The sequence below is a fragment of the Allobosea lupini genome, assembly GCF_900109525.1.
GTDB lineage: Bacteria > Pseudomonadota > Alphaproteobacteria > Rhizobiales > Beijerinckiaceae > Allobosea > Allobosea lupini.
The window spans coordinates 515,742-542,730 of record NZ_FOAN01000003.1; the positions used below are offsets into that span (position 1 = coordinate 515,742).

Annotated in this window: 22 protein-coding genes; 15 read left to right on the top strand and 7 right to left on the bottom strand. The window is 66.9% G+C overall.

Features of this window, described 5'->3' with window-relative positions; translation table 11 throughout:
* The first annotated feature begins 272 nt into the window (after positions 1-272).
* From BMZ21_RS11800 to BMZ21_RS11815, 4 genes are read left to right on the top strand one after another with little or no spacing between them, the layout of a single operon-like run.
* On the top strand, positions 273-959 hold the full coding sequence (locus BMZ21_RS11800) for a cysteine hydrolase family protein (RefSeq protein ID WP_091833778.1): 687 nt from the start codon (positions 273-275) through the stop codon (positions 957-959).
* A 15-nt stretch (positions 960-974) separates the two neighbouring features.
* Positions 975-2,585 (top strand): regulator, encoded by a 1,611-nt coding sequence (locus BMZ21_RS11805; protein ID WP_091833781.1) that lies wholly within the window; start codon positions 975-977, stop codon positions 2,583-2,585.
* A complete protein-coding gene (locus BMZ21_RS11810) occupies positions 2,582-2,806 on the top strand; it encodes a DUF4089 domain-containing protein (RefSeq protein ID WP_091833784.1) in 225 nt (74 codons plus the stop codon). Before BMZ21_RS11805 ends, BMZ21_RS11810 begins: the two co-directional genes overlap by 4 nt.
* On the top strand, positions 2,803-4,197 hold the full coding sequence (locus BMZ21_RS11815) for an AtzE family amidohydrolase (RefSeq protein ID WP_091833787.1): 1,395 nt from the start codon (positions 2,803-2,805) through the stop codon (positions 4,195-4,197). Before BMZ21_RS11810 ends, BMZ21_RS11815 begins: the two co-directional genes overlap by 4 nt.
* A gap of 70 nt (positions 4,198-4,267) precedes the next feature.
* Here BMZ21_RS11815 and BMZ21_RS11820 read toward each other — a convergent pair whose 3' ends face one another.
* Positions 4,268-5,287 carry a glycosyltransferase gene (locus BMZ21_RS11820; protein ID WP_091833790.1) on the bottom strand — a complete coding sequence of 340 codons (1,020 nt, stop codon included), beginning with the start codon at positions 5,285-5,287 and terminating at the stop codon, positions 4,268-4,270.
* Between BMZ21_RS11820 and BMZ21_RS11825 the strand changes: the two genes are divergently transcribed.
* Positions 5,286-6,602: a glycosyltransferase gene (locus BMZ21_RS11825; RefSeq protein WP_244543810.1), complete on the top strand. Its 1,317-nt coding sequence runs from the start codon at positions 5,286-5,288 to the stop codon at positions 6,600-6,602. The genes BMZ21_RS11820 and BMZ21_RS11825 overlap by 2 nt on opposite strands.
* Positions 6,603-6,620: 18 nt before the next feature.
* Here BMZ21_RS11825 and BMZ21_RS11830 read toward each other — a convergent pair whose 3' ends face one another.
* The 3 genes from BMZ21_RS11830 to BMZ21_RS11840 all read right to left on the bottom strand — a co-directional run bounded on the left by BMZ21_RS11830 (position 6,621) and on the right by BMZ21_RS11840 (position 9,186).
* The gene (locus BMZ21_RS11830) at positions 6,621-8,087 is read right to left on the bottom strand and encodes a mannose-1-phosphate guanylyltransferase/mannose-6-phosphate isomerase (RefSeq protein WP_342029029.1); all 1,467 of its coding nucleotides are present in this window, start codon (positions 8,085-8,087) and stop codon (positions 6,621-6,623) included.
* Positions 8,084-8,848: a hypothetical protein gene (locus BMZ21_RS11835; protein WP_091833793.1), complete on the bottom strand. Its 765-nt coding sequence runs from the start codon at positions 8,846-8,848 to the stop codon at positions 8,084-8,086. Before BMZ21_RS11835 ends, BMZ21_RS11830 begins: the two co-directional genes overlap by 4 nt.
* A gap of 110 nt (positions 8,849-8,958) precedes the next feature.
* Positions 8,959-9,186, bottom strand: a complete 228-nt coding sequence (locus tag BMZ21_RS11840) for a hypothetical protein (protein WP_091833796.1) — start codon at positions 9,184-9,186, stop codon at positions 8,959-8,961.
* 192 nt (positions 9,187-9,378) lie between these two features.
* Between BMZ21_RS11840 and BMZ21_RS11845 the strand changes: the two genes are divergently transcribed.
* The 8 genes from BMZ21_RS11845 to BMZ21_RS11880 all read left to right on the top strand — a co-directional run bounded on the left by BMZ21_RS11845 (position 9,379) and on the right by BMZ21_RS11880 (position 19,503).
* The gene (locus tag BMZ21_RS11845; protein ID WP_143079693.1) at positions 9,379-10,716 is read left to right on the top strand and encodes a polysaccharide biosynthesis/export family protein; all 1,338 of its coding nucleotides are present in this window, start codon (positions 9,379-9,381) and stop codon (positions 10,714-10,716) included.
* Between the two features lie 71 nt (positions 10,717-10,787).
* Complete coding sequence (locus tag BMZ21_RS11850) at positions 10,788-11,411, top strand: LuxR C-terminal-related transcriptional regulator (protein WP_091833802.1); 624 nt, start codon at positions 10,788-10,790, stop codon at positions 11,409-11,411.
* A gap of 295 nt (positions 11,412-11,706) precedes the next feature.
* A complete protein-coding gene (locus BMZ21_RS11855; RefSeq protein WP_091833805.1) occupies positions 11,707-12,399 on the top strand; it encodes a sugar transferase in 693 nt (230 codons plus the stop codon).
* 75 nt (positions 12,400-12,474) lie between these two features.
* A complete protein-coding gene (locus tag BMZ21_RS11860; protein ID WP_091833808.1) occupies positions 12,475-13,632 on the top strand; it encodes a glycosyltransferase in 1,158 nt (385 codons plus the stop codon).
* Between the two features lie 37 nt (positions 13,633-13,669).
* The gene (locus tag BMZ21_RS11865; RefSeq protein ID WP_091833811.1) at positions 13,670-14,362 is read left to right on the top strand and encodes a class I SAM-dependent methyltransferase; all 693 of its coding nucleotides are present in this window, start codon (positions 13,670-13,672) and stop codon (positions 14,360-14,362) included.
* Positions 14,363-14,426: 64 nt separating this feature from the next.
* Complete coding sequence (locus tag BMZ21_RS11870; protein ID WP_091833814.1) at positions 14,427-15,830, top strand: hypothetical protein; 1,404 nt, start codon at positions 14,427-14,429, stop codon at positions 15,828-15,830.
* Positions 15,827-17,830 carry a glycosyltransferase gene (locus BMZ21_RS11875; protein WP_091833817.1) on the top strand — a complete coding sequence of 668 codons (2,004 nt, stop codon included), beginning with the start codon at positions 15,827-15,829 and terminating at the stop codon, positions 17,828-17,830. Before BMZ21_RS11870 ends, BMZ21_RS11875 begins: the two co-directional genes overlap by 4 nt.
* Positions 17,831-17,892: 62 nt before the next feature.
* Positions 17,893-19,503 (top strand): hypothetical protein, encoded by a 1,611-nt coding sequence (locus BMZ21_RS11880; protein ID WP_091833819.1) that lies wholly within the window; start codon positions 17,893-17,895, stop codon positions 19,501-19,503.
* Positions 19,504-19,508: 5 nt separating this feature from the next.
* Here BMZ21_RS11880 and BMZ21_RS11885 read toward each other — a convergent pair whose 3' ends face one another.
* The 3 genes from BMZ21_RS11885 to BMZ21_RS11895 form a co-directional block, all read right to left on the bottom strand.
* Entirely contained in the window at positions 19,509-20,651 is a 1,143-nt protein-coding gene (locus BMZ21_RS11885) for an acyltransferase family protein (protein ID WP_167561611.1), read from the bottom strand.
* The gene (locus BMZ21_RS11890) at positions 20,648-22,120 is read right to left on the bottom strand and encodes an oligosaccharide flippase family protein (RefSeq protein WP_342029030.1); all 1,473 of its coding nucleotides are present in this window, start codon (positions 22,118-22,120) and stop codon (positions 20,648-20,650) included. The genes BMZ21_RS11885 and BMZ21_RS11890 overlap by 4 nt, the downstream gene beginning before the upstream one ends.
* 103 nt (positions 22,121-22,223) lie before the next feature.
* Entirely contained in the window at positions 22,224-24,200 is a 1,977-nt protein-coding gene (locus BMZ21_RS11895; RefSeq protein WP_091833828.1) for an HAD family hydrolase, read from the bottom strand.
* Between the two features lie 264 nt (positions 24,201-24,464).
* On the opposite strand from BMZ21_RS11895, the gene BMZ21_RS11900 reads away from it, so the two are divergent.
* Positions 24,465-25,814, top strand: coding sequence for an FAD-dependent oxidoreductase (locus tag BMZ21_RS11900; protein ID WP_091833830.1), 1,350 nt, complete (start codon positions 24,465-24,467; stop codon positions 25,812-25,814).
* A gap of 75 nt (positions 25,815-25,889) precedes the next feature.
* Positions 25,890-26,984, top strand: coding sequence for a glycosyltransferase family 4 protein (locus BMZ21_RS11905; protein WP_091833834.1), 1,095 nt, complete (start codon positions 25,890-25,892; stop codon positions 26,982-26,984).
* Positions 26,985-26,989 lie beyond the last annotated feature (5 nt).

Sequence of the window (26,989 nt, forward strand, 5' to 3'; positions counted from 1 at the left end):
TGTCTTGAGTCAGCCTATCTGTTAGGCAATTTCTCGAGCATTGCATGCAAAGATTATGCATCTCTCCGGCAGAAGGCTGGCGAGGGCGGTCGCCACGCGGTCCGTCCCGGCCTCTCCGGCAAGGGCCGCGGCCGCAAATGCCAGCGGGATTCGTCGACGTTTCAAAGCCATGGCCGCTACTCCCTGACGTCTCGCGCCCTGCTGGCCGGATGAGGAGGCCGGCGGGCACAGCCCTTGCAAAGCCCGTTCCGTCAGCCCCGACGGAGGCCGCCATGAGTCGCTCCGAGATCGCAGCCAAGCCGTTCCCGCTCAGCGTCGATCTGGCGCGCGCCGCACTCGTCATCATCGACATGCAGCGCGACTTCCTCGAGCCCGGGGGCTTCGGCGCGGCGCTCGGCAACGACGTCTCGCTGCTGATGGCGGCAGTCGAGCCCTGCCGGCGCATGCTCGCCGGCGCGCGTGCCGCCGGCCTGCTCGTGATCCACACCCGCGAGGGCCACCGGCCCGATCTCTCCGATGCGCCGCGCGCCAAGGTCGAGCGCGGCGCGCCCGAGAAGCGCATCGGCGCGCCCGGCCCGATGGGGCGCATCCTGATCCGCGGCGAGGCCGGCCACGACATCGTTCCGGCTCTGGCGCCGCTTCCCGAGGAGCCGGTGATCGACAAGCCCGGCAAGGGCGCCTTCTACCAGACCGATCTCGACCTGATGCTGCGCAATCGCGGCATCGAGACGCTGCTGGTCTGCGGCGTCACCACCGAGGTCTGCGTCCACACCACCGTGCGCGAGGCCAATGACCGAGGCTATCGCTGCCTCGTGCTGGCGGACGCCTGCGCGTCCTACTTCCCGGAGTTCCACGAGGTCGGCCTGCGCATGATCGCGGCCCAGGGCGGGATCTTCGGCTGGGTCTCGACAACGGACACCGTGCTGGCGGCGCTCGCCGCGCAGGACCAGGCAGCTTAGGAACGGGAGGGGGAGATGGCGACGACCACCGCGACGACAGCCTCACCGAAGCTCTGGACGCCGGGCGACTGGAACGCCCTGTTCGGCTTCGGCACCAACATCCTGGTCAACCTGTTGGTCCTGACCGGCCTGCTGCAGTTCGTCCTGAAGATGCCGAGCCAGATCGTCTTCGGCCGCATCCTGCCGGCGCTCGGGCTGATGATGCTGCTCTCGACCGGCTATTACGCCTGGCTCGCCTGGAAGCTGGCGAAGGAGACCGGCCGCGACGATGTTTGCGCGCTGCCGTCCGGCATCAGCGTGCCGCACATGTTCGTCGTCACCTTCGTGATCATGCTGCCGATCGCGAGCATGACCGGCGACCCCCTTAAGGGCTGGGAGGCCGGCCTCGTCTGGGTCTTCTTCCAGAGCTTCATCCTGATGATCGGCGGCTTCATCGCCCCGCTCGTCCGCAGGATCACGCCGCGCGCTGCCTTGCTCGGCACGCTGGCAGGAGTCTCGATCGCCTTCATCTCGATGCGGCCGGCTCTGGAGATCTTCCTGACGCCGGCGATCGGGCTTACTTGCCTCGCCATCATCCTGGTGAGCTGGTTCGGCGGCGTGCGCTATCCGCGCGGCATCCCGGCCGGGCTCGTCGCCATCGTTTTCGGCATGGCGATCGCATGGGGCGCGGCGTCGTTCGGGCTCGACGTCGGCGGCCTGAGCCTCGCCAGGCTCGGCGCCGCCTTCGCCAATTTCGGCTTCTCGCTGCCGCTGCCGGCGGTCGACCACGTCTTCTCGGGCTTCACCTATCTCGGCATCATCCTGGTGACGGCCATTCCCTTCGGCATCTACGACCTCGTCGAGGCGATGGACAATGTCGAAAGCGCCGAAGCGGCGGGCGACCATTATCCGACGACGCGGGTGCTGACCGCCGACGGCGTCGTCTCGCTGATCGGCTGCCTGATGGGCAACCCCTTCATCAACGCGGTGTATATCGGCCATCCCGGCTGGAAGGCGATGGGCGGACGCATCGGCTATTCGGCCGCGACCGGCGTGATCGTCGCGGCCCTGTGCTGGTTCGGCGTCGTCGCGCTGCTGCTGGCGCTGGTGCCGATCGTCGCGATCTCGCCCATCCTGCTCTATATCGGCATGCTGATCGGCGCGCAGGCGTTCCAGACCACGCCGGCGAGCCATGCCCCCGCAATCGTGCTCGCCCTGACGCCGCATCTCGCCGCCTGGGCCAAGGTGCTGATCGACGGCGCACTCGGCGCGGCCGGCACCACTGCGGCCGCGGTTGGTATCGACAAGATGGCCAATATGGGTGTGCTCTACCATGGCCTCGAGCTGATGGGCGGCGGCGCCATCCTCTCCGGTCTCGTGCTGGGCGCGATCGCCGTCTTCGTGATCGAGAGACAGTTCCTGAACGCTGCCGCCTTCGCCGCCGCCGGCGCGGTGCTGACCTATTTCGGCCTGATGCACGGCGAGGCGATCGGGATCGGCAAGGGGTTCGGCGTCACGCCCGCGATCAGCCTGGGCTATGCGATGGTCGCGGGCTTCCTCTGGCTCTGCGCGCGCCAGCTCGCGGGCGAGGGGGCCACGAAGACGATGACGAGCGAGCCGCATGCGCGGCTGGAGCCGGCGGAATGAGCGAGGCGAAGCGCGAGTTCGATCCGGCTGCGCATCTCGATGCGACGGCACCTTCGCTGGGGCTTGCGATCACGGCGGAGCAGCGGCCGGGCGTGATCCGCTTCCTGGCGACCGCGGAAGCGATGGCGAGGATCGTGCAGGCGGCACCGGTCGGCGACGACACGCTCGAGCTCGCGCCGGTCTTCCGACCAGGGCGGGTGCGGGTGGAGGAAGAGGCGTGAGCGTCGATGTCTTCGCACCGGCGCATCGAATCGCAGCCCAGGTCAGATCAGGAGAGGTGGGCGCCGAGGTCATGGCCCGCGCCTTCCTCGACCGGATCGGCCGGATCGACGGCAAGATCAACGCCTTCACCGATGTGACGGCGGCACGCGCGCTCGCGCAGGCGGCCGCGATCGACAGGGCCCGCGCGGCGGGCGAGCCGCTCGGCCCGCTCGCTGGCGTCCCCTTCGCCGCCAAGAACCTGTTCGACATCGAGGGCCTGCCGACACGGGCGGGCTCGAAGATCAACCGCGAGCGGACGCCAGCCTGGCGCGACGCGGTGCTGATCGAGCGCCTGACGGCGGCCGGCGCCGTGCTGATCGGCGGGCTCAACATGGGCGAATACGCCTATGACTTCACCGGCGAGAACGTCCATGACGGGCCTTGCCGCAATCCCCATGACCTCTCGCGCATGGCAGGGGGCTCCTCCTCGGGCTCCGGTGCGGCGACGGCCGCCGGCATGGCGCCGATCTCACTGGGCTCCGACACCAACGGCTCGATCCGCGTGCCGTCCTCGCTGTGCGGCGTGTTCGGCCTGAAGCCGACCTATGGCCGCTTGCCGCGCACGCGCAGCTTTCCGTTCTGCGACTCGCTCGATCATCTCGGCCCATTCGCACGGGATGTCACCGATCTCGCCTTGGCCTACGACCTGCTGCAAGGCCCGGACCCGCATGATCCGGCCTGCGCGCAGCGGCCGGTCGAACCAGTCTCGGCGCAGCTGACGAAAGGTGCCTCGGGCCTGCGGATCGCCGTGGCGGGCGGATATTTCGCCACCGACGGCCTGCCGGAGGCTGCGGCTGCGGTCGGTGCCGTGGCGCAGGCGCTTGGCGCAACACGTACGGTCGCGCTCGATGGTGCTGAGATCGCGCGGGCGGCGGCCTTCCTCGTTACCAATGCAGAGAGCGCTGCCCTGCATCTCGGCCGTCTGCAACTGCGAGCGGACGATTTCGACCCTGATACGCGCGATCGCTTCCTCGCCGGGGCCATGTTGCCGGCTGCCTGGTACATCCAGGCGCAGCGGGCGCGGCGCTGGTTTCACGACCAGATGATGCGGACCTTCGAGGAGGTCGACCTGATCATTGCGCCAGCGACGCCCTGTCCGGCGCCGCCGATCGGCCAGAAGGTGCTTGAGATCAGGGGCCAGACGCTGCCGCTGCGCCCCAGTCTCGGCCTCTTCACCCAGCCGATTTCCTGCATCGGCCTGCCGGTCGCGGCGGTGCCGGTCGCGGGCGGGGGGCTGCCGATCGGGGTCCAACTCATCGCTGCGCCCTGGCGAGAGGACATCTGCCTGAGAGCCGCTCGCGCTTTGCAAGAGATGACGATCTGCAGCGCCGAGCCGCCGAAAGGGATCTGATTCTCGGAGATGATGGCCCGCTGGGCGATCGAGCAGTCGGCTCGGAGCCTGGTCCCGGGCCTGCCTGGCCTCAGTTTCCGGTACCGATCAGCGTCCTCGCGAGCGCGCTGGCGGATCGGCGTTCCGGGCGATAGCGAATCTCGATGAGACGACGTGACATCCCGACGGGCAGGAATGCGATCAGGATGTGGAAGAGCGAGAGGGCGAGCTTCCGCTTCGGAGAGAAATCATCGGCGCTGATGACCTTGATGAGGTTCGGAAGCTGCCGAAAGCGATCCATCCGGCGATCGATGGAGGCAAGAATCGACCGCTTCTCCAGGTAAAAGAAGGTTCGTTCGACATCGAGTTGCGGCGGCCTGCTGCCCGCGGGCACGGCTCGATTGAGATGGGCGATGAGGCTTTTGAAGCGCTGCATGTGCTGCTCGATCCTGCCGGTGTCGATCGCCCGCCCGACACCGGAGATGTTGCGATCGTGGACGCGGTAGAGCCCGAGTTCCTTCGGCAGGGAGACGACCTCGCCGAAAAAGGGGGCCGCGAGGACGATGATTCCGTCGACTGCGTCGTCATAATCGGCATCGCGCAGCAATTCGCAGAGGTCGCGCCTGAAGACGTTTCCGGAGGTTGGCGGGCTGATATAGACGCCGGTTCGGCGGACACGTTCGCTGAGGTCTCCCGTTACGCGGATCTGATCGGGTTCGGGAACGGCCGAGCCCAGCTTGTTGCCGTCTCCGTCGATGCGGCTGAGGCAGAATTGCAGCTTGGCGATCGATGGCCCGAGCCGCGGGATGATCGCATCGAGTGCGCCGGGAGCGAGTTCGTCGTCGGCATCGAGGAACAGCACGAAGGGCGCCGTCGTCCGGTCGAGGCCGAAGACGCAGGCCCGGCGCTGGCCGCCGTTCTCGATCCGGTAGGCTGTGACCCCCGTCCTGCCGATGACCTCCCAGGAAGAGTCGGTCGAGCCATCGTCGACGACGATCAGTTCGAAGTCGTCGCGACCCTGCGCGAGCACGCTGCGGATCGCGCGCTCGACATAGTCCGCATAGTTGTAGCAGTTCACGATCACCGCGAGCCTTGAGGTCGAACCGGTCATGCGCTGCTCCGCTGAAGCCTGGACCCGGGCGGCGCTCGCATGGCGACTGGTCTGCGCCATCGGCGACGAGGCGCCCCCTTGGCGCAGACATTGCAAGAGCCGTACCGGGCCGATCGACGGCGCCGGAACGATTGTCGAGCACGCAATGCCGGACAGGAAGACTAGGGTTCTCTATATCGTGCCGCCGACGCGGTCCTTTGCCGGCATAGAGCGTGTCACGGATTCGATCTGTTCGGCGCTGGCGATCGAATACCAGATCGACCTCGACGTTTCAGTCCTCTACACGTCGCCCTTCGAGCAGATCGTCGGCCAACCGCGGCCATACCACGTCATTCTCAGCTTCTCCGACGGGCGGCTTGATCTGCTGCGGCGGGTCCGGAAGACGATCGCCGGCGGCCGGTTCGACCTCGTCGTGGTGCCGCAGGTCGAAGCGACCGCCGTTTTCTGGCTCGCCTGTCTCGGCATCAGGCGCCGCTTCATCCTCTATCTTCACGGCAATCCCCGCCTCGAGCGACGTTCCTTCAAGGCGAGCGCGCTGTTCGAGGCGATGCGGTTTCTGGTCTTGCCGCGGCTGGCGCGCGTCTTCGGGACGTCGCCGCGCCAACTCGACGCCTTCCGAAGCGACTATCCCAGCAAGGTCGAACATGTCTGGGTGGCCAACCCCGTGCGCTCCTTCGATACGCCCGTCCCTGTGCCGGCCCCCGCCATCGGCCGCCCGGTCCGCTTCGTCACAGTCGGTCGCTTCGCCTATCAGAAGGGCTACGACATCCTTCTGCGCGCCTTCGCGGCCTTCTGCGAGAAGCGCGGGGATGCCGAGCTCGCGCTCGTCGGCTATGGCGAGGAGGAGCCCGCGATCCGCAGCTTGATCGACGAGCTCGGCCTCGCCGGCCGGGTCACGATCCAGCACTACCCCGATAGCCCCGCCATTCCATTGTCGAACAGCGACGTCTATTTGTCGGGCGCGCGCTGGGAAGGCTGGTCCCTCGCCATTTGCGAGGCGCTTCGCTTCGGCCTGCCGGTGGTCGCCTTCGACTGCGAATTCGGACCGAGCGACATCATCGTCGATGACCGGCTCGGCCGGCTCGTCCCGCTGGGCGATACTGCCGGTTTCGTCAAGGCGATGGTGCATTACCACGACCATGTCGTGTCGGAGCGCCGCCATGCGCAGTACCGCATCGACTACATCGATCGTTTCAGCCTCGACAAGGTGGTGCACGCCCATGCGCGAGCCTTGCTCGCCGCCGACGGACGTGTCGAGACACGGACCAGTGCCGCTGCGGACAGCCTGAGAGCTGAGCCAGCCGGAGCGTCCTGACTCCGGGGACTGCTCCGCTCATACCCGGCGGTAAACGTCCTCGTAGCGGACAATGTCGTCCTCGCCCAGATAGGAGCCGGACTGGACTTCGATGATCTCGAGCAGGATCTTGCCCGGATTCGCCATGCGGTGAACGCAGCCGATCGGCAGATAGATCGACTCGTTCTCATGCACGAGGATGGTTTCGGCATCGCGCGTCACTTCGGCCGTGCCGCGAACCACCACCCAGTGCTCGGCGCGATGATAGTGGCTCTGCAGGGACAGCTTCTGGCCGGGATCGACGACGATGCGCTTGACCTGGAAGCGCGCGGCGAGGTCGAGCGTCTGATAGTACCCCCAGGGCCGATCGACACGGCGGGAGCTCACCACCGCCGGATGGCCGTCGGCCTTGAGCCGCTCGAAGGCGCCCTTGACCTCCTCGGCGCGCTCGCGCTTCGTCACCATCACCGCGTCGTTCTCGACCACGACCACGGCATCCTCCATGCCGACGAGCACGGTGAGCGGGCCGCTGCTCTGAACATAACAGTTGCGGCTGTCGACGAACTCGACATTGTCGCCGCCGGCATTGCCGGCCTCGTCCCGTGCCGAAGCCTCCCACACGCTCGACCAGCTGCCGACGTCAGACCAACCGAAGGAGGCGGGAACGACGCTGGCGAGTTCGGTTCGCTCCATCACGGCGTAGTCGATCGATTTGCGGGGCGCGCTGGCAAAATGTTCGGCGTCCAGGCGATGGAAGCCGATATCCTCCTTGGCATGCGCCACGGCCGCCGTCGCGGCGCTCGCGATCGCCGGCTCGTGCCGGCCGAGTTCAGCCATGAAGCTGTCGGCGCGGAACAGGAACATGCCGCTGTTCCAGAGATAGCCCTCGTCGAGATAGCGGGCCGCGGTCGGCGCATCTGGCTTCTCGACGAAGCTCAGCACCTTGCGGGCGCCGGCATCGCCCGGTTGGGGGCGGATGTAGCCATAGCCTGTCGCGGGCTTGTCCGGGACCATGCCGAAGGTGACGAGCTGGCCTTGGATCGCGGCAGCGGCCGCGATCTCGACGGCGCTGCGGAAGGCCGGCAGGTCGCCGATCAGATGGTCGGAGGCGAGCACTAGGACGAGCGCTTGGGGATCGCGCTGCTGGATGAAGCTCACGGCGGCGGCGATGGCCGGTGCGGAATCACGGCGCGCCGGCTCGAGCAGGATCTCGCCCGCCATCTGGACCTGCTTCATCTGGCTCAGCACGAGGAAACGGAAATCCTCGTGGGTCACGATCACGGGGGCGCCGAATAGCGGGTGCCTGATCCGGCACAGCGTCTGCTGGAACATCGACTCCTCGCCGAGCAGCGAGATGAACTGCTTCGGGAACGCTTCGCGCGATGCCGGCCACAGCCGTGATCCAGCGCCGCCGCACAGCACGATCGGCACGATCGTGCCGGCGCGAGCGACGAGAGGTGGCTCGACCGCGGTCGCAGAAGCCTGGGTGATAGGATCGATCTTCACAAGCTCCTCGCAGATGGTTTGAGCCGCTCGACGCCGGAGACGAGCGCAAAGCCCAGCCCAAGGCCGATGGCCTTGATCCAGACGTCGTGGATGGTGCCGTGCCGCGTCGGCGACCAGTTCTGGGCGAGTTCGAGCGAGATCACCGCAGCAAGACCGACAGCGAAGATGAGAAAGCGCTGCCGCGGATAGCCGATCGCGAAGGCGGCGGCCGCGGCGAGAAAGGCGAGTCCGCGTTCAAGATCGGGGATCAGCCATGAGACGGACGGCCGCTGCTCGATGCCGGACAGCGTCGCATAGACGATGACGAGCATCAGCGCCCAGCCGGAGAAGCGTGAGAGGCGGCGGATGGCCGCCATCCGCGCCCGCACCAGCCGCACGAGGCGGGAGAGCCACCTGCTCGCTCTGGTTCCGCCACGCAGCGCGCCGCCGATGCCGGTGTCCTCGATCTCTGTGCGCCAGGCTGCCAGCATCGACCTTTGCGCCCGCAGCTGTTCCAGGCGGCGGAATGCGGCCATCATCTGCGCCTCCGCCTCGACCAGCCTGGCCTCGTCGGCCGGCTCGCGCTCGAAATAGATGCCGTCCTCGTTCCCGAGCAGCGCTGCGGCGCGGGTGCGCGCCTCGTCGAGCCGCCGCGACAACCCGGCGCTTTCGCGCTCGATCCCCGCAAGCGCCTGCTCGAGGTGGCGGTAGAGCGGTCCGAGCCTGTCGAGATCGGTTTCGCGATCTCGATCCAGGCTACGAAACCGGGCAGGCAGCGTCATTGCCCTGTCTCCCCTCGCAATGCGGGTAGCGGCACGACGCGCGATCGCGCCAACCGCTGTTGCGGGGATGATCAGCAATTCATGTGCCAGAAGGCCGGCGCAGCGAAGCGTCAGCGAGGCTGACGCGGCCCAAGGATGTCGAGGACGCCGCGCGAGCGCGGTTCTTTGCCGGTTGCGGTCCGCGACCTGAGGACTGTGACGAGCGCGGCGAAGGCGGCGACGGCCGCGCTGGCGACCACGGCGGTGGCGATCAACGCGACCACCAGCCCATGCGGCCACATGAGCCAGAGGGTCAGCGCGCCGCTGGCAATGGCAGCCAGGAAGAAGACGATCAGCATCACTTGTGCTTTCGCGGCTCGCTATCGGCCAGTGACTATAGCTTTGCTCGCCGGTTCGAGAAAGGCTTCACGGGCGTGCGGACTATCCACCAGCCTGAGCCGTCGTGGTTAAGGGCGCGCTAACGGCGCTCGAAGGGGGCTGGCAACGGATTTGCTTGGGAGCTGCCGGATCAGTCCGCAGCGGAGAGTTTCGTGAGACGTCTCACCCTCCTCGACCATTTTTTCCCAATGCGTATGCACGCTTGTGCCTGGGCACTCGCCCCCTTGCTGACGGTGTTGTCTCTGACGCTTGCCGGCGCTGGGCAGGCCTGGGCGAATGACTTCGAATACCGTGTCGCCGCGCAGGATCGGCTTAAGATCAAGGTGTCCGAGTGGCGGCCGAACTCGCGCGAACTCTTCGAATGGTCGGCGCTGAGCGGAGAGTTCGCCGTCAGCTCGACCGGCATGCTTTCGCTGCCGGTGGTCGGCACGTTCTCGGTCGATGGCAAGGCCCCGGCCGAGATCGCGGCACTGATCTCGGAGCGGCTGAAGGGAACGGCCGGGCTCGTCAACGCGCCTGCAGCCGCCGTCGAAATTGCCCAGTATCGGCCGATCTATGTCGTGGGCACCGTCGAGAAACCCGGCGAGTACGCGTTCAGGCCGACGATGACCGCGTTGCAGGCCGTCGCGATTGCCGGCGGATTCCAGCGCATGGAGCTGGCGCTGGGCCGTTTCGAGCGCGAGACGATCGTCGCCGAGGGCGAAATTCGCGTCCAGCAGACGCAGTTGCTCGCCCTGCAGGTGCGCCGCGACAGGCTGCTGGCGGAAACGCGCCAGGCGGAAGCGATCACCTTCTCCGAGGATATCCGCAGGAGCCTCGATGACAGCGCCGCTCAGGCGATGCGCGAGGAGAACGCATTGTTCGGCTCGCGGCGCAAGGCGGTTCGCTCGCAACTCGATCTCCTGCAGCAATCGCGCGGGCTGCTTGAGGAGGAATTGCGCACGCTCGGCGCCAAGGCGGTGACCCAGCAGCGTCAGCAGGATCTGATCCGGCGTGAGCTCAACAATATCAACAGCTTGATCAGCAAGGGACTGGCCGTGAGCCCCCGCCAGCTCGCGGTCGAGCAGAATCTCGCGCAATCCGAGAGCCAGGCGCTCGACCTGATGCTCGCAACGGCGCGCGCCAAGCAGGAGATCAGCCGCATCGACCGCACGCTGGCCGATCTGGAGAACCAGCGCGAGATCGATACCAGGCGCGAACTGCGCGAGACCCAGCTTTCGCTCAAGCAGTCCGAGGACCGGATCGCGGCGCTACGCGCGCTCATCCACGAATCGACCGCACTAGCGCCAAGGCTGCAGAGCCAGCAGGAGAAGCAGCTCGCGCGCATGCGCTTGAGTGTGCAGCGCCGCCAAGGCGACGCGGTGAACGAGATCGCGATCGAGGAAAGCTCGCCGATCCTGCCCGGAGATATCGTCAGGGTCGAGCGAGCCTCACTGCAATCGATCATCTCGTCGCTGCCCTCCACCAGCACGGCCGGGGCGCAGAACTAGATATCGCAGGAAACCCCCGGGTCGATTTGCGGCCGCTGAAAGCAGGCTCCCGTCCATGCGGAGGTAGGCCTATGTTGTCATTCTCGCGACCTGCTCGCATTTTTCTTGCAGACGAACATCCGATCTTCCTGGCAGGACTGCGCTTCTGCTTGGCCGACCAATCGAACATGATCGTCGTCGGCGAGGTCCATTCATCCGCAGACCTCGCACGGGTGGTCGAGAAGGCAGCTCCCGATGTCGCCGTCGTCGGCGAGCATTTCAACGGTGTTTCGGTCGTCGAAAGCCTGCTGAACGACCTTCCAGCCCTGCGGATCCTCGTCGTTGCCGAGGAGCGCGACAATGCCCGCGCCCATCGCCTGCTTGCGTTCGGCGTACGCGGCTATGTCCTGAAGCAATCGCCTGGCTCGATCATGTGCAAGGCGATCGCGACAGTTCTCCGCGGCGGCTGCTTCCTCGATTCAGTGGAGCCCGTTCCGCTTCAGGCAGGGGGGCGGCGGGCAGCTGTCCTGACCGAGCGCGAGCAGGAGGTTCTGCGCTTGATCGCGCTGGGATTCAGTATTCGCGAGGCAGCCGAACGCATCGGAATCACCGCAAAGTCCGCGGAAACCTATAAGATGCGCGCCAGTGCCAAGCTGAGCATCGATAGCCGGCAGCAGATCGTGCAATACGCCATCACGCGCGGATGGTTTGAGTAGCGCTTCTAAAGAATTTAGATCGCGGTCGGTTCATCCATTTGTTTTATTCGGATCTCCCGCTGCGTCACCGCGACGCAGCGGAGGGCTGGTGCGCGGCTGGGCGCAGTTCGCCGATATGCTCCCGAAAGAAGCGAATTTCCGTCAAATCTGTCAGGAATTTTACTGACAAAGCTCAGCTTGCAGTCAGGCAGCTGCATTGCTGAACAAATATGCTGCATCGCACAAAAGCCTATTGTTATGTATTCGTTGCGCGTTAATAATCTATTAAGATGCGGTTTATGCGTAGGGTGCTGCAATGAGCCGATTTCCGGACTCGCAAAATTTGTCGGCGTCCTTCTCTCTACCCATGCGTGTATCGCAAGGGGAGTACAGATTCGCCAGGGGCGTAGTAAAGAGAGGGTTCGACCTTACGGCGGGAATCCTCCTTCTCTTTCTGCTCGCGCCCCTTATGCTGCTCATAGCTGCCCTGGTCAGGGCCGGCGATGGCGGTCCAGCCCTCTTCAAGCAGCCGCGGGTTGGCCGCGGCGGGAAAAGCTTTCGCTGCTGGAAGTTCCGCACCATGGCCTGCAACGCCGATGAGGCGTTGCAGCATCTGCTCGCCACCGATCCCGCTGCCGCCAAAGAATGGGCCGAGAGTCAAAAGCTGACACGCGATCCGCGGATCACGCCGGTCGGCGCCTTCCTGCGGCGCTCGAGCCTCGACGAACTGCCTCAGCTCTTCAACATCATCGCCGGCGAGATGAGCTTCGTAGGGCCGCGCCCTATCGTAGCAGCCGAGCGCGAACGCTATGGCGAGGCCTTCAATCACTGCTTTTCGGTCCCGCCCGGGCTCACCGGTCTTTGGCAGATCAGTGGCCGCAGCGATTGCTCCTACGCCACCCGAATCTCGCTCGACAGCCAGTACGCGTCGGAATGGCACCTCATGCTCGACGCCAAGATTCTGGTGAAGACGGTCCCGGCAGTGCTGATGCAGCGGGGGAGTCGATAAGGCCCGCCGAAGTCCGCGAGCCTGATCCGCAAGTTCACGCCCAGCTCAGATGGGTTCCATGGAGTTCCTCGGCCCATGAAAATCGCGATCGTCCACTACTGGCTCGTCGGCATGCGCGGTGGCGAGAAGGTGATCGAGGCGCTGTGCCGGATGTATCCGGACGCGGACGTCTTCACCCATGTCTACGTTCCCGAGGCGGTCTCCGACGAGATCCGGCGACACAAGGTGACGACGAGCTTCATCGGCAGGCTGCCGCGGGCCGCGAAGCTCTACCAGCGCTACCTGCCGCTGATGCCGCTGGCCCTCGAGCAGCTCGACCTGCGCGGCTACGACCTGATCATTTCCAGCGAGTCCGGTCCGGCCAAGGGCATTGTGCCGCCACCGGGTGCGATGCACATCTGCTATTGCCATTCGCCGATGCGCTATATCTGGAACATGTTCCACGAATACAGGGAGCGCTCCGGACCGATCACTCGCCTGCTCATGCCGACATTGGCCCATTACATCCGCAATTGGGATAGTGTCTCGGCCAATCGTGTCGATCACTTCGTCGCCAACTCCGAGACGGTGGCCACCCGGCTGCATCGCTACTATCGCCGCGCCTCGACGGTGATCCATCCGCCCGTCGATGTCGACGCCTTCGAGGTGCTGCCCAACGGTCTCGTCGAGGATTACTGCCTCATGGTCGGCGAGCTCGTCGGCTACAAGCGGCCGGAGCTCGCAGTCGAAGCGTTCAATCGCACCGGCCGACGCCTCGTCGTGATCGGCGGCGGCGAGATGCTCGCCGAGCTCCGCCGCATCGCCAAGCCGAATGTCCAGGTGCTTGGGCCACAGCCCTTCAGCGTCCTGCGCTACCATTATTCGCGCTGCCGCGCCCTGATCTTCCCCGGCGAGGAAGATTTCGGGATCGTGCCGGTCGAAGCCATGGCGAGCGGGCGGCCGGTGATCGCCTTCCGCCGCGGCGGCGCCACCGAGACGGTGGTCGACGGCATGAGCGGCGTCTTCTTCGACGAGCAGAGTGTCGATGCGCTCATCGCTGCCGAGGAGAGGGCCAGGGCGATTGCCTGGCAGCCGCGGGAGATCGCGGACTATGCCCGCAGTTTCTCGACCGCCGTCTTCGAGAAGCAGATGGCGCTGCACATCAACCAGCTGCTCAAGCCGCTCGCCGGGACGATCTCGATGGCCATGCCGCCGGTGCAGCCACGCCCTGCCCTGGTCCAGAGCCTGGCGTGAACGAGACCTGCCCTTCGCGATACCGAGGAAGAACCCGATGCAGACGATCTACCAGAGCGACGTCTATGCCGACCTGAACCCGACCTGGCACGAGGAAGACTCGCCGTGGAAGGCGCGGCAGATCGAGGCGATCCTGCGCAAGAACGCGATCGCCTTCGACAAGGCCTGCGAGGTCGGCTGCGGCACTGGCGAGATCCTGTTCAACCTGGCGAAGGCTTTCCCGCAGGCACGTTTCGATGGCTACGAGATCTCGCCGCACGCATTTCAGCGCGCCAAGTACAAGGAGACCGACAAGGTCAACTTCTCGCTCGGCGATTTCACGACCGAGGGCCCATCGGATTACGACCTGCTCGTGATCGCCGACGTGATCGAGCATGTCGAGGACTACATCGCCTTCATCAAGGCCTTGCGCGGCAAGGGCCGCTACAAGGTCTTCCACATTCCGCTGGATCTGTCCGTCCAGTCGCTGCTGCGCGGCTGGCCGATCACCAAGCTGCGCGAGAACGTCGGCCACCTGCATTACTTCTTCAAGGAGACCGCCCTCGCGACCCTCGCGGACTGCGGCTACCGCGTCATCGATCACGCCTACACCGCGAGCCGGCTGGAGCTGCCGAACCAGGCGCTGAGCAGCCGATTGATGCGCCTGCCGCGCCGGCTCTGCTTCTCGCTCAATCCGGACCTGACGGTCCGCGTGCTGGGCGGCTACTCGCTGATGGTGCTCGCCGAATGACCATGGCGCGCGGATACGATCAGGGCGGAGGCGGGCTGGCGCCACCGCGGAAGGCTCCGCTGCCATGAGCATGGAGCCGATCGGCGTGCTGACTATTCTGATCGGCCTGATCTGCCTGACGCTCGGGACGGGCGCGCTCGTCCATGGGCTCGCGATCCTGGCGGTCCTGGGGGCAGCCGCGGCCATGCTGATCGGTGCCGCCAACATTCAGCCCGGGCATGTGATGCTGGTGTTCCTCGCCTTCGGCGCGCTGAGCCGCCGCCGCGAGGCCGCAGCCGCCATCCGCGCGCTGCATCCGAACGAGCCCGGCTTCTGGTTCGCCTGCCTCGTCATCTATGGTGTCGCCACCGCCTTCCTGATGCCACGCCTGTTCGCCGGCATCACCGAGATCGTCCCACTCGGCACCACGGCCTTCGACGATACCGGCTCGACCGTGCCGCTCGCACCCGTCTCGAGCAACGTCACCCAGAGCCTCTATCTTTCGACCACTCTGCTCTGCCTGGTCACACTGACCGCCATCGCTGGGACGCGTCAGGGCTTCTCGGCCGTCTTCAATGCGCTGCTCGCCTGCTGCATCGCCAATACGGTCTTCGCCGTCCTCGACATCGCGACCTATGCGACCGGCACGCAGGAGTTGCTCGGCTTCATCCGGAACGCCCGCTACACGCTGCACACCGACACCGAGATCGCCGGTATGAAACGGATCGTCGGCTCCTATACGGAGGCTTCGGTCTTCGCACGCTCGACCCTCGGCGTGCTCGGCTTCACCGGCACCTTGTGGCTCTGCGGCGTGCGACCGGGGCTCACCGGCTCGATCGCCGGGCTTTCGCTCGTCCTGATCGTCCTCTCGACCTCCTCGACCGGCCTGGCCGGCGCTCCTGTGATGCTGCTCCTGCTCCATGCCTTCGCCATGACCCGGCTCGTGCTGGGCAATGCGGCGCGGCAGGCGGCCTTCTTCGCCCTCGGCGCTCCGGTCATTGGACTGGCGGTCGTCCTGCTGCTTCTGCTCGATGCCGAAGCGATCGCGAAGATCTACGGCTATGTCGACCTCGTCGTGCTGAACAAGGCGAGTTCCGATTCCGGCATCGAGCGCAGCTCCTGGAACGTGATCTCCTTCCAGAATTTCCTCGACAGCTGGGGGCTCGGCGTCGGGGTCGGCACCGCGCGCGCCTCGAGCTTTGCGGTCGCATTGCTCGCGAGCGTTGGCGTTCCCGGCGCACTCTTCTATGCGGTCTTTGTCTTCGAATGCTTCCTGCGCCCGCGCGGCCAGCCGGGCAGCCTCGAGGCCGACATCGCCGTCGCCGCGCGCAACGGCTATGCCGGCTTGCTGATCGGCGATCTGCTCGTCGGCCCGATCATCGATCAAGGCTTCTCCTTCTGCATGCTGGCCGGGCTCGCGGCCGCGATCAGGCCGCGAACCTCCAGCGTCCCCAGGCCTGTCCCTTCGTTCACCGGAGCGAGAATATGACCGAGACCTTCGCGGTGAACGGCCGCTTCATGGCGCAGGCAATGACCGGCGTGCAGCGCTATGCGCACAACGTCGTCGCCGCGCTTGACGAGAGCCTGGCGGCAGGCGGCCAGAGAGCCGTCCTCGTTGCACCGCAGGATACCGACACCCCTGCGCTGCAGGCGCTCGATACGATCCGGGGCGGGCGATTGAAGGGGCACGCCTGGGAGCAGATCGAGCTGCCGCGCCTTTGGGGAGGGCGCCTCCTCAACCTCTGCAACACGGCGCCGGCCATGAAGGGCGACCAGATCGTCTGCATCCACGACGCCAATGTCTTCACGGCACCCGAGAGCTACAGCCGTGGCTTCCGCGCCGCTTACACCACGCTGCAGCCGCTGCTGGCACGCCGCAGCGCCAGGATCGCCACCGTCTCGCACGCCTCCGCCCGGCAACTCGCGCGCCACCTGCCGCTTCGCGCCGCCGAGATCGCGGTTCTCCCGAACGGCCATGAGCATGCCCTGGCCTGGGACCCGGCCAAGGCGGATCGGGCTCGGGCGCTGTTGGCGGCACCGGAGGTTAATGAGCGGCCTTTCGTCCTGGCTTTGGGCTCGCAGGCCCGCCACAAGAACCTCGCGCTTCTCGCCACGATCGCGCCGGCCCTGGCCGAACTCGGCGTCGATATCATCGTCGTCGGCGGCGGCAGCGGCATCTTCGCGCCGGAAGAGCGCGCGCAAGCCGCCAACCTCAAGCTTCCGGGGCGGGTCAGCGACGACGATCTTGCCTTCCTGCTCGAGCGGGCGCTTTGCCTGGCTTTCCCATCCTGGACCGAGGGGTTCGGCCTGCCGATCGTCGAGGCGATGGCGCGGGGCTGCCCGGTCGTCTCCTCGAACTGCGCCAGCATGCCTGAGGTCTGCGGCGACGCCGCGTTGCTGGCATCGCCCGCGGATCCGGAAGCGTGGGTCGAGCATGTCAGAACACTGCTGGGGTCGGCGGCGCTGCGGCAGGAGCTGAGCGGGCGCGGCCGCGAGCGTCTGCCGCTGTTCTCCTGGCGCAGCAGCGCCGAGGGCTACCTCGAGCTGGCGCAATCGCCGAAGGCACATCGCGCCACGCCGCCCGCGCCGACGATCCAGGCCCCGCGCATCGCCGCCGTGATCGCCACTCGCGGCCGGCCGGAGGTGGTGACGCAGACCGTCCTGCATTTGCTCGCCCGGCAGAGCTTGAAGCCCGACAGCGTCATCGTCTCCTGTATCGATCCGGCCGATGCCGGCGAGTTGCAGGGGCGAAACGACGTCGTGGTGCTGACCGGGCCGGCCGGGCTCGCTGCGCAGCGTAACACCGCGCTCGCGAACCTGCCGCCCGGCACCGAGATCGTCGCCTTCTTCGACGACGATTTCGTCGCCCATGAGGATTGGCTGGCGACGGCCGCCCGCACTTTCCGCGACGAGGCCAGCGTCGTCGCCTTCACCGGCCGGGTCCTGGCCGACGGGGTGGGGGGCCCCGGTATCGAGCTTGCGGAGGCGATGAGGCTGGTCGCGGCTCCGCCGGCGAGCGACTGGTCCTGGGTCGAGCCCTACAGCCCCTATGGCTGCAACATGGCCTTTCGCCTCGCCAGCATCGGCGACCTGCGCTTCGACGAGCGGCTCGTACTCTATGGCTGGCTGGAGGATCGCGACTTTGCGGCAGGGTTGGCCCGCCGTGGCGGCCGCTTGGTCAAATCCGCCGATGCGATCGGCGTCCATATGGGCGTCAAAGGTGGGCGCATGGCCGGCGAGCGCTTCGGCTATTCGCAGATCGTCAATCCGCTCTACATGCTGCGCAAGGGCACGATGACGCTCGGCCAGGTCGCCGATCACCTCTTCCGCAACATGTCCGCCAATCTCGGCCGCTCGCTGCGCCCCGAGCCGTTCATCGATCGACGCGGCCGTCTCTTGGGCAATCTGCTCGGGATCGCCGACATCCTGCGCGGGCGCATGCAGCCCGAGCGCGCCGCCGCCTTGCAGCCTAGGGGTAAGTTCAGATGATGCTGGGAAAACCGGGCGCATCCGGCGCGCCATTCCGTATCCTGCCACTGCCGGACCCGGCCATGGCGCCGGTAAGCGATGGCCCGGTCGCCCTGCTGCGGACGATCGGTGCCGCCGGCCTGCGGCACAAGGGCAAGCTGGCCGTCTGGGTCGCGCTCTGCCTGGCGGCAGGCTTCTTCTATGTCCGAACCACGCCGCCGACCTATAGCGCGGCGGCGACCGTGCTGCTGGAGCCGCGGCGGCAGGCTCCGAGTTCGGCGCGCGAGATCGCGGCACCGAGTTCGCTCGACCTCAATGCCGCCGACAGCGAACTGCAGGTGATCCGCTCGGAGCGCTTGCTCAGCACCGTTTTCGACGCGCTGGCCCTGAGCGATCATCCTGAGCTCGGACCACAGTCGCCAGGTCCGTTGCAGGCATTGAGCGGTCGCATCACGGGCGCGCTTCGCGGTGCCTTGGTGGCATTGGGACTGTCCCAGCCGCCGAGCCGGAGCGCGGAAGCGTCGCTGCGTGTCGATCCGCGCCGCAACGCCTTCGAGAATTTTGTGCGGCGTTTCTCGGCGCGCCGTGTCGGCCAGTCCTATGTGCTGGAGATCGCCTATTCCTCAGCCGATCCGGAGCTTCCGGCGCGCGTCGCCAACGCGGCCGCCTCCGCCTATCTGCTCCAATCCGTCTCCTTCAAGGCCGACGCCGCGCGTAGCGGCGCGGAGTTCCTGCAAGGCAGGCTGGACACGCTCGCGACCCAGGTCCGGACCGCGGAAGCGGCTGTCCGCAGCGGCACGCTGCCGGCGCAGCCGATCCCCGATGCGGATGCCAGGATCATCGGTGCCGCCCAGATGCCGCTCGGCCCGTCGGCACCGCGCGGCAGCCTGATCATGGCGTTCGCCGGCGTCTTCAGCCTGCTCAGCGGCCTGTTCGTCGCCGTGCTCGCTTCGGTCTTCGACCGCCGGGTCCGGCTCCCGCAGGACCTCGTACGCGAAACGGGCCTGCCCTGCCTCGGCGTTGTGCCCCAGGTCGGCAGCTGGGGCGGGCAAGTGCGAGCCTCGGGCCCGGACAAGTCGCTGCTGGTGACGCGCGAGGACGCCGGTCCCTTTGCCGCGGCGATCCGTGATCTGCAGACGGCGATCGAGATCGCCTGGGGCGCGGGCCGCTCCCAGGGCAGCCCGGTCGTCGCGATCGGAGCGTGGCGGGCAGGTGCCGGCGCGACGCTGCTGACGATGAATCTCGCGCAGCTGATCAACCATCGCGGCCGGCAGGTCAGCGTCATCAGCCCTGATGCCGCCCGCACGCAGGCCGACCACGGCAAGGAGGGGGCATCGCTGACCGACGTGATCGCCTCGGGCAGCGCGGCGCCTGCGGCCTATGCCAACGTCGAGGGGGTTCACCTGCTGCCGATCCGCTCGGCGACGCCGCAGCTCAACCGGTTCGTCGACTTTCGGGATCCGCGCGCTGCCCTGGTCGTCGCTCAGGCGAGACAACGCGGCGAGGTGCTGATCGACCTGCCGCCGCTGGGCGAATCCTCCGATGCGGTCGCCCTCGCGACCCATGCCGACATCGTCGTCCTCGTCGCCGCTGAAGGCGTGACGAGCCATGACGAGCTCAACGAGGCACTGGGTTCTCTGCGGCGCGCCGGCATCACCGTCATCGGCGCCGTGATCAATCGCAGTCGATCCTGATTGTCTCAGCCGGCTGCGCCGCGCATGTCGCGGCGCCCGATCGGGATTGTGCGAAGCCGCCGGCGCAAGCGACCGAGCAGTCCAAGGAAGGGCCGCTCGAGCCAGCGCTCGGCGGCGTAGGCGATGGCGACCATGAGCAGCAGGCTCCCGGCGACGAGGCAGGCGAGCAGCGGCGCGTGTCGGCCTGCGCGCAGGGCGGCTTCTGCCACGACCGTGTAGATGAGCGGGACGTGGATGAGATAAAGCGGGAACGAGATCGCGCCGAGGAAGCGCCCGCTCCGGCCCGAGAGCCAGGTGACAAGCAGACCGGAGCGCAGGCAGCCATAGACCACGAGCATCGCGCCGAGCGGATAGAGCAGGCCGCCCTTCTTCTCCGGATTCAGCGGCTCCGGCAGCCAGTCGAGACCGAGCTGGCGCGCCGCATCGCCGCTTTGGGAGCCGATCAGGAGACCCAGGAGCAGCGCGGAGATCGGCAGGGCTGATGGGAGTCGGCCGGCCGCCCAGGCCTCGCGCAGGACGATGCCGAGCGGGAAGCAGACATAGTCGTAGCGTCGCAGGGCGATGAAGATCACGGCGCTGCCGATCGCGATCGCCAGCCGGGATCGGGAGCTTGTGAAAGCGCAGGCGGCAAAGCATAGAATCGAACCGAGCAACTCGGGCCGCATCGTCCACAGGACGTTGTTGAAGAACGAGCCGCCGGTCAGGAAGATGCCGGCCATGCCGTTGTAGATCGCGGCTGCCGGACCGGGGATGGTCTCCTGATAGGTCCAGCCGAGCCAGCGGCTGCCGGTGAGCGCCGCGAGGTCGGTGGCGGAGGTCGGAAACAGGCTCAGCAGCAACCAGGCCACGAGCGTGCTGGCGGTCGCCGGGATCGCCAGCCGCAGATAGCGGATGACGACGTCGATCCAGATCGGATCGGATTTGCGCAGCGTTGCATTCGTCACGACGAAGCCGCTCAGCACGAAGAACACCGAGACGGCGAAGGTGCCATTCCAGAGCACGGCGAAGGGCGTATAGGCGAGCCAGTGCGCGCCGGGCTGCTGTTCCGCCACGAGCCATGGCACCAGCGCCGACATCAGGTGGAAGATCACGACCGCGACCGCAGCGACGCCGCGCAGTCCGTCGAGGTGGTCGAGTCTCGGGTTCACCAGCCTTCCCCGATCTTGGCAGATCCGCTCCGCGGTCGCCACCAGCGGTCGGAAAGATCAAGGCGTCCGGCGCCGATCGCGAGCCGCATGCCGCAGGCGAGAAGCCCCAGCCCGTAGAGCAGAGCTCCAAGGGTCGCGATGGCGATGAGCTCGGCCAGGGCCGGCAGTTGCCAAGCGGCGATCGGGCCGCGCAGGGCGAGCACCCCGGCCGTCATGATGGCGCCAGCGAAGGCGACCTTCCAGAGATTGAGCAACTGCTCGGCGATGCCGATCGCGAGCAGGCTGCGAAGCCAGCGCAGGAAGAAGGCCGCCATGACCGCGGCCGCGACCAGCCGGCCGGCCGCCATGCCGACGGCCCCCCATTGCAGGAAGCCGATGGTGACGGCGGGTACGCGAATGGCGAGGTCGTAGAGATTGAGCCGGAAGATTACCTCGGGACGGCCGAGCGCCAGGCTCAGCGAATACAGCGTCTGGAAATAGGGCGTTGCCATCACCGAGAGCGAGAGCAGGCTGAGCAGCCAGTCGGCACCATGCCATTTCGGGCCGAGCAGGACCTCGACGATCAGGTCCGAGGTCAGGGCGATGCCCAGACTGCACGGCACCGAGGCCAGCATGCTGAAGCGCGCCGCCTTGAGGAAGGCGAGCCGCAGCCGCTGATCCTCTCCCTTGATCCGGGCGAAGGCGGCCATGATCGGCTGCAGCGCCGGGCCGATCAGGCTCTGGGTCGGCATGACCGAGAGATCGGCCGCGACCGCATAGCGCCCGAGCACTTCCTTGCTGCCGCCGAGCCCGAGCAGGATGCGATCGAACTGCCAGTTCACCGCCGAGACGAGCTGCGCGCAGGTGAACCAGCCGACGAAGCTGGCGAAATCCGACAGGCGGGACAGCGACAGTGCCGGGCGATAGGGCGCGAGACGATAGGAGATGGCGCAGCCGAAGACGGGGGCGGCGACGAAGTTGACGACGAGCGCCCAGTAGCCGCCGCCGAGCAGGAGCGTCGCGATCGCCAGGCAAAAGGCAGCGAGCTTGCCGCCGGTCTCCAGCAGGAAATTGCGCAGGAAGCCGAGCTCGCGGATGAACAGGATGAGGCCGGGACTGGCGAGGCCTCGCGCGATCGGCGCGAAGGCGAGCGCGAGGATCACCGGTACGAGTTGCGGGTCGCCGTTGATCCAGGAAAACGGCCAGGCGACGGCGAGCAACAGCAGCGCGATGGCAAGGCCGCGCAGGGCGCCGAGAGTGAAGCCGGTGTCGAGATGGGCCTTGTCGACATGGGGCAGGCGAACCAGGGCCTGAGTCACCGGGATCTCGAGCACCATGTCGACGATCGCGACGCAGGACATGGCCAGCGCCGTCAGGCCGAAATCGGCCGGCGTCAGCATCCGCGCCATGATCAGCAGCGTGAAGAAATCGATGAACCGGCCGAGGAAGCGCGAGGCGACCAGCCAACCGGCGCCCCGGAGGGCTTTCATGGCCAGCATGGCGATCCCTTCTCGAGCAGAGCGGGCAAGCGCAGATGCCGGGCGCGCGTTACCACCGCAGCTATCGACTTGGCCTCGATCACCCCATTCCGCATCAGCGATGGAAGCCGGCGGAGAGCCCGCGCAGGGCATGAAAGGCTTCGAGTGCCGTGAGCAGCGGCAGGCGCGTGCGGGGGAAGGCGCGCGCGATGGCGCCCTCCCGCCAGAGCTGGCTGCGGATCGATGCGATGCGGGACAGCATGCCGCCGGACAACGCCTCGCCATCGCCGACGACGCCGGCCCGGCCGAAATCGACGGACCGCTCGCCGATTGCCAATGCCGCGAGATCGGCATCGACCGGGCGAGTGACCGCCCGCCTAAGCCAAGGCCAGGCACGAGCCGCATCGGCCATGACTGCTGCGCCGCTGCCAACGCCGTCGATATAGGCGAGTGCGCCGGCCAGCAGCGGGTTGCCGATGCTGGGATCGACCGCGCCGAAGGCGATGTCGCCGGCATTGCAGATGACTTCGCCGTTCTCGTCTTCCGTGAACGAGCGCACCGACGGGATCGCCGGCTCGAACAGGCTTTCGATCAGTTGCCAATAGCGCAGCACCGTGGAGCGGACTGCGAAAGGACTGTAGCGGTTGCGTTCCACCGCGAGCCCGACCACCCGCGGAAAATGGTCTTCGCTGAGACCCTTGTAGTTGCAGCGCGCGAACTGGATGGTCTCGAAGCTCAGATCGGGCAGGCCGGCTGCGAGCAGGCGCTGCGTGCTGCCGTAAAGGCCCGTATCGCACAGGATGATCCGTTTCGCGCCAGTGCTGACCGAGGCGAGATGGCGCCGGAAGAGCGCGTTCTGCCGATCGATGTCGGCCAGGATGTCTTCGCCCGCAGGCCGCTCGAGCATTGCGAAGAAGCGCTCGGGGACGAACGGCTCGTCCCATGACTGGAGAAGCTCGTAGCGTTTGCCGCCGAGCGCAGCTGCGACGCCGGCGAAGCTGGCGCCACTGAATTCGCGGCCGAGCTCGTCCAGCGCAGCGCCGCTACGGGCCATGATGGCGGCCCGGGCCGCAACCAGCCGAGAAATCATGAGGTTCTCGCGCGGCAGCGCGAGCGGCAGGCTCAGGCGTTCTGCAAGGCGCTCGAATGCCGCCCGGATGCCAAGACCGCCGCGGGCACAGAATAGCAGCGCCGCATCTCCGCGCTTGCCTGCTTCGTCGGCGTAGAGCCAGATCGCCAGGCAGAACTCGGCCACGATCGGCCCGAGCACTTCGCGTCCGAAGCCGTGGGGGTCGCTGACATGTCCCGCCGGCATGCGTCCAGGGGCCGTTGGCCGGCGAAGCACCCGGCCGAGTTCGCTCGCCGCGCCGTGCAGGCGCGACAGGCGGCGGCGCAGCTTGGGGCGCGGGAGATGGAGGGTCCGCAGGCCGAGCGCCGAGGGCACGACGTGGTCGGCGAGCCGATCATCGCCGACATGCAGGGTCCGCCGGGCGTCGATCCTTTCCGTGGCGAGGACGGCATGGAAGAGGTCGCCGCGCCGCTTGGTCAGGCCGAGATCGGCGCTGGAATAGATCCTGTCGAGCAGGTCGGGGCCGTGGACATGCGCAACGAGCGCCTCGAGCGTCGCGGTCGGCAGCGCGATGTCACTGATCGCGACGACGCGGCGGCCTTCGCCACGGCAGCGGCGCAGCAGCGCCGCCAGCTCTCGGTTTGGCCGCAAAGAGTCCTTTTCGATGGCGAGCTCGATCGCGAGACGGATCTCGCACAGCTCCTCCACCCCCGCCTTCGGTACTCCGAGCACGAGGAGCTGACGCCGGATGATGTCGCGCAGCACGACCTCGCCGTCCTGATCGGCCATGTCGAGTGCGCGATAGGCAAGGCGCTGCGCTGCGAGGCGCGCTTCGACCAGCGAGCTTTCCGCCACCGTCAGGCCTTGTTCGACCAGTTTGCGAGCAAAGCGGCGTTCGCCGGCGATAATCCGTGCGCGCTCCGAGCGGACTGTGCGCAGCAGCAGGGTGTCGAACAGGTCGGTCGAGATCAGCTCGACCCCGTCCAGCAGAGCCGCTTCGTCAGGATGTGGCCAGCCCGGCATCATACGCTCCGTGCCCAGACGCAATGGTCGAGACCGTCGCGACAACGACGGCTGCATGCACAAAGGCACGCGTTACGCAGATGAAAGCAGGGACCGTGCCAGTCCAGCCCGGGCATCTTTTTCAATCGCGGGGGCAATTGCTCATTCGAATCGCAATCGCTGCGCGAATGAGCAGGAAAAGGATCGCCATGGTGACGAGTCTTGCTTTCAGCTGATCTTGCAGGCGACTAGCCTTGTTGCATGTCCGATCGATGGGGCTCGGGGATGGAAGAGACTGTCCAGCGAATCGACGATGCCGACAGCATGGCTGCCCAGCACTGCGATGCGATCGTCCTCGGCGCGGGCGTTTCGGGCCTGGTCGCGGCCTCGGTCCTCGCCCAGCAAGGTTGCAGGCGGATCGTCGTCGTCGACGAATACGCGCATCTCGGCGGGAACCATATCGACTGGTCGTCCGGCGAGTACACCTTCGACATCGGCAGCCTGATCTTCCAGGACGACTCGCCGCTGCTGCAGCATTTCCCCGAGCTGCTGCCGCTCTACGTGCCGATCGAGCCGCGCTGGGCCAGGCTGAACCCGCAAGGATTGATCACCGCTTATCCGATCTCGGTGAAGGACGACATCCTGCGCGCCGGGGCGGCCGAGGTCGCCCGGATCCTGATGTCGGCGGCCTATGCCCGCCTGTTCAAGCGGCGTATGCGCAACGCCCGCGAATTCGCCCGTCACTGGATCGGAGCGAGGCTGCTGCACCGCTCGGGCCTCGATGCCTACATGACCCGGTTCTACGGCATTGCCTCCGACCAGATCGGCATCGAACTGGCCCGCAAGCGCATGCAATGGATCAGCGAGCACGCTTCGCTGCGCGGCCTTCTCGGCCGTCTGCGCCGGGCGAAGCCGCAGGGCCCGGCCAACCGGCAGATGGCGCGACCGCGCGAAGGCTTCGCCACGCTTTACGCTGCCGCCGCTGCATCGCTGACGGCGCGCGGCGCCAGTTTCCTGCTGGGGGCAAAGATCGACCGGATCGAGAAACTCGACAATCGCTTCGTCCTTTTCCGCGAGGGAAGGGCGATCGTCGCCGATCGGATCGTCTCGACCATTCCAATCCGGCGCCTGCAGGCGCTCTGCAATCTGCCGGTCTCGCAGGAACTGGAGACGATCACGCTGCTGGCGCTCTATTTCAGCTTTGACGGCGCACGCGGCTTCGATGAGGAGATCATCTACAATTTCTCCTATGACGGCGCCTGGAAGCGCCTGACCATGTATTCCGATTTCTACGGCCGGGCGCAGGGGCGCGAATATTTCGGTGTCGAGGTGATCGCCAACCATATCGGCAAGTCCATCGCCCAGGCCGAGGCGGATTTCCGTGCCCATGTCGCGGCGAATGGATTGTTCCGCGGCGATCTCAGGCTCGAGGGTGGCCAGCTCCTCGACAATGCCTATCCGATCTATCGCGACGGCGCCGACGAGAGCGCCGCCGAGGCGGTCAAGGCGCTGAAGACCTTCGGCATCGAGTCCTTCGGGCGGCAGGGCGGCTTCAATTACCAGCCGACGGCGCGGGTCTCGACGATCGAGGCCGAGGCGGCATTGCGGAGCGCCGCAGCGATCCCGGCACGGTAAATGCAAGGCTCGTAGTGCCCAGCGGCGCAGAGGCGCGAGCGCAGGCGAGTTGCGGTCCGAGCAGCGTGATGGGCCATGCGTATCCTCCATTTGCTGAATCACACGACGCAGTCCAACGGCCATGTCCATGCCGCCGTCGATCTCGCCTGCGAGCAGAGTCGTCTCGGCCATGTCGTCGCCGTCGCCAGCGGTGGGGGCGATTTCGATGCGCTGCTCGTCCGCAACGGCATCAAGCTCTTCACGATCGACCATCGGCGAAAGGCAACGACGCTGTTGGGGTCGGCCTGGGCCCTGCGGCAGGCGGTGGGCAGTTTCGGCGCCGACATCGTCCATGCCCATATGATGACCAGCGCGGTACTGGCCTGGCCGATCTGCAAGCTCGCCGGCATCCCGCTGATCACCACCGTTCACAACGAGTTCGAGAAGAGCGCCATCCTGATGGGCCTCGGCACGCGCGTCATCGCTGTCAGCGCCGCCGTGGGCGCCTCGATGCGCCGGCGCGGCGTCCCGGCCGCCAAGCTCCGCGTGATCCTCAATGGCACCATCGGCTCGGCCCGCTTGGCGAACCGCGAGACCACGCCCGTCACGCTCGCCTCGCCGAGCATCCTCTTCGTCGGCGGCCTGCATCCCCGCAAGGGCCTGGCCGATCTCTTCGCGGCCTTCGATATGGTCCATCGCCAGCACCCGCAGGCGCGCCTGCATATCGTCGGCGACGGGCCCTTCGCCCAGACCTATCGGGAGATGGTCGCGGGCCTCTCCTGCCATGAGGCCGTGCGCTTCGAAGGCAGCAAGGCGGACCCCTTTCCCTGGATGCGCGGCGCCGACATCTTCGTCCTGCCCTCCCATGCAGACCCTGCGCCGCTCGTCCTGCCGGAGGCGCGGGAAGCGGGCTGCGCCGTCGTCGCGACCCGCGTCGACGGCATTCCCGAACTGCTCGAAGGTGGCGAGGCCGGCGTGCTGGTCCCGCCCCGCGACCCCGATGCGCTTGCCGCCGCTCTGTCCAGGCTGATCGCGGAGCCAGATGCGATCAGCCATTGGCGGGGGCGCAGCCAGTACCGGGTCGACCATCTCAGGATCGCGCGCGTCGCTCGCGAAACGCTCGATCTCTACGACGAGGCGGCCCTGCAACTGGGCCGCAAGGCCGGATCGGTTCTGCCGCGTACCGGCTGAACACG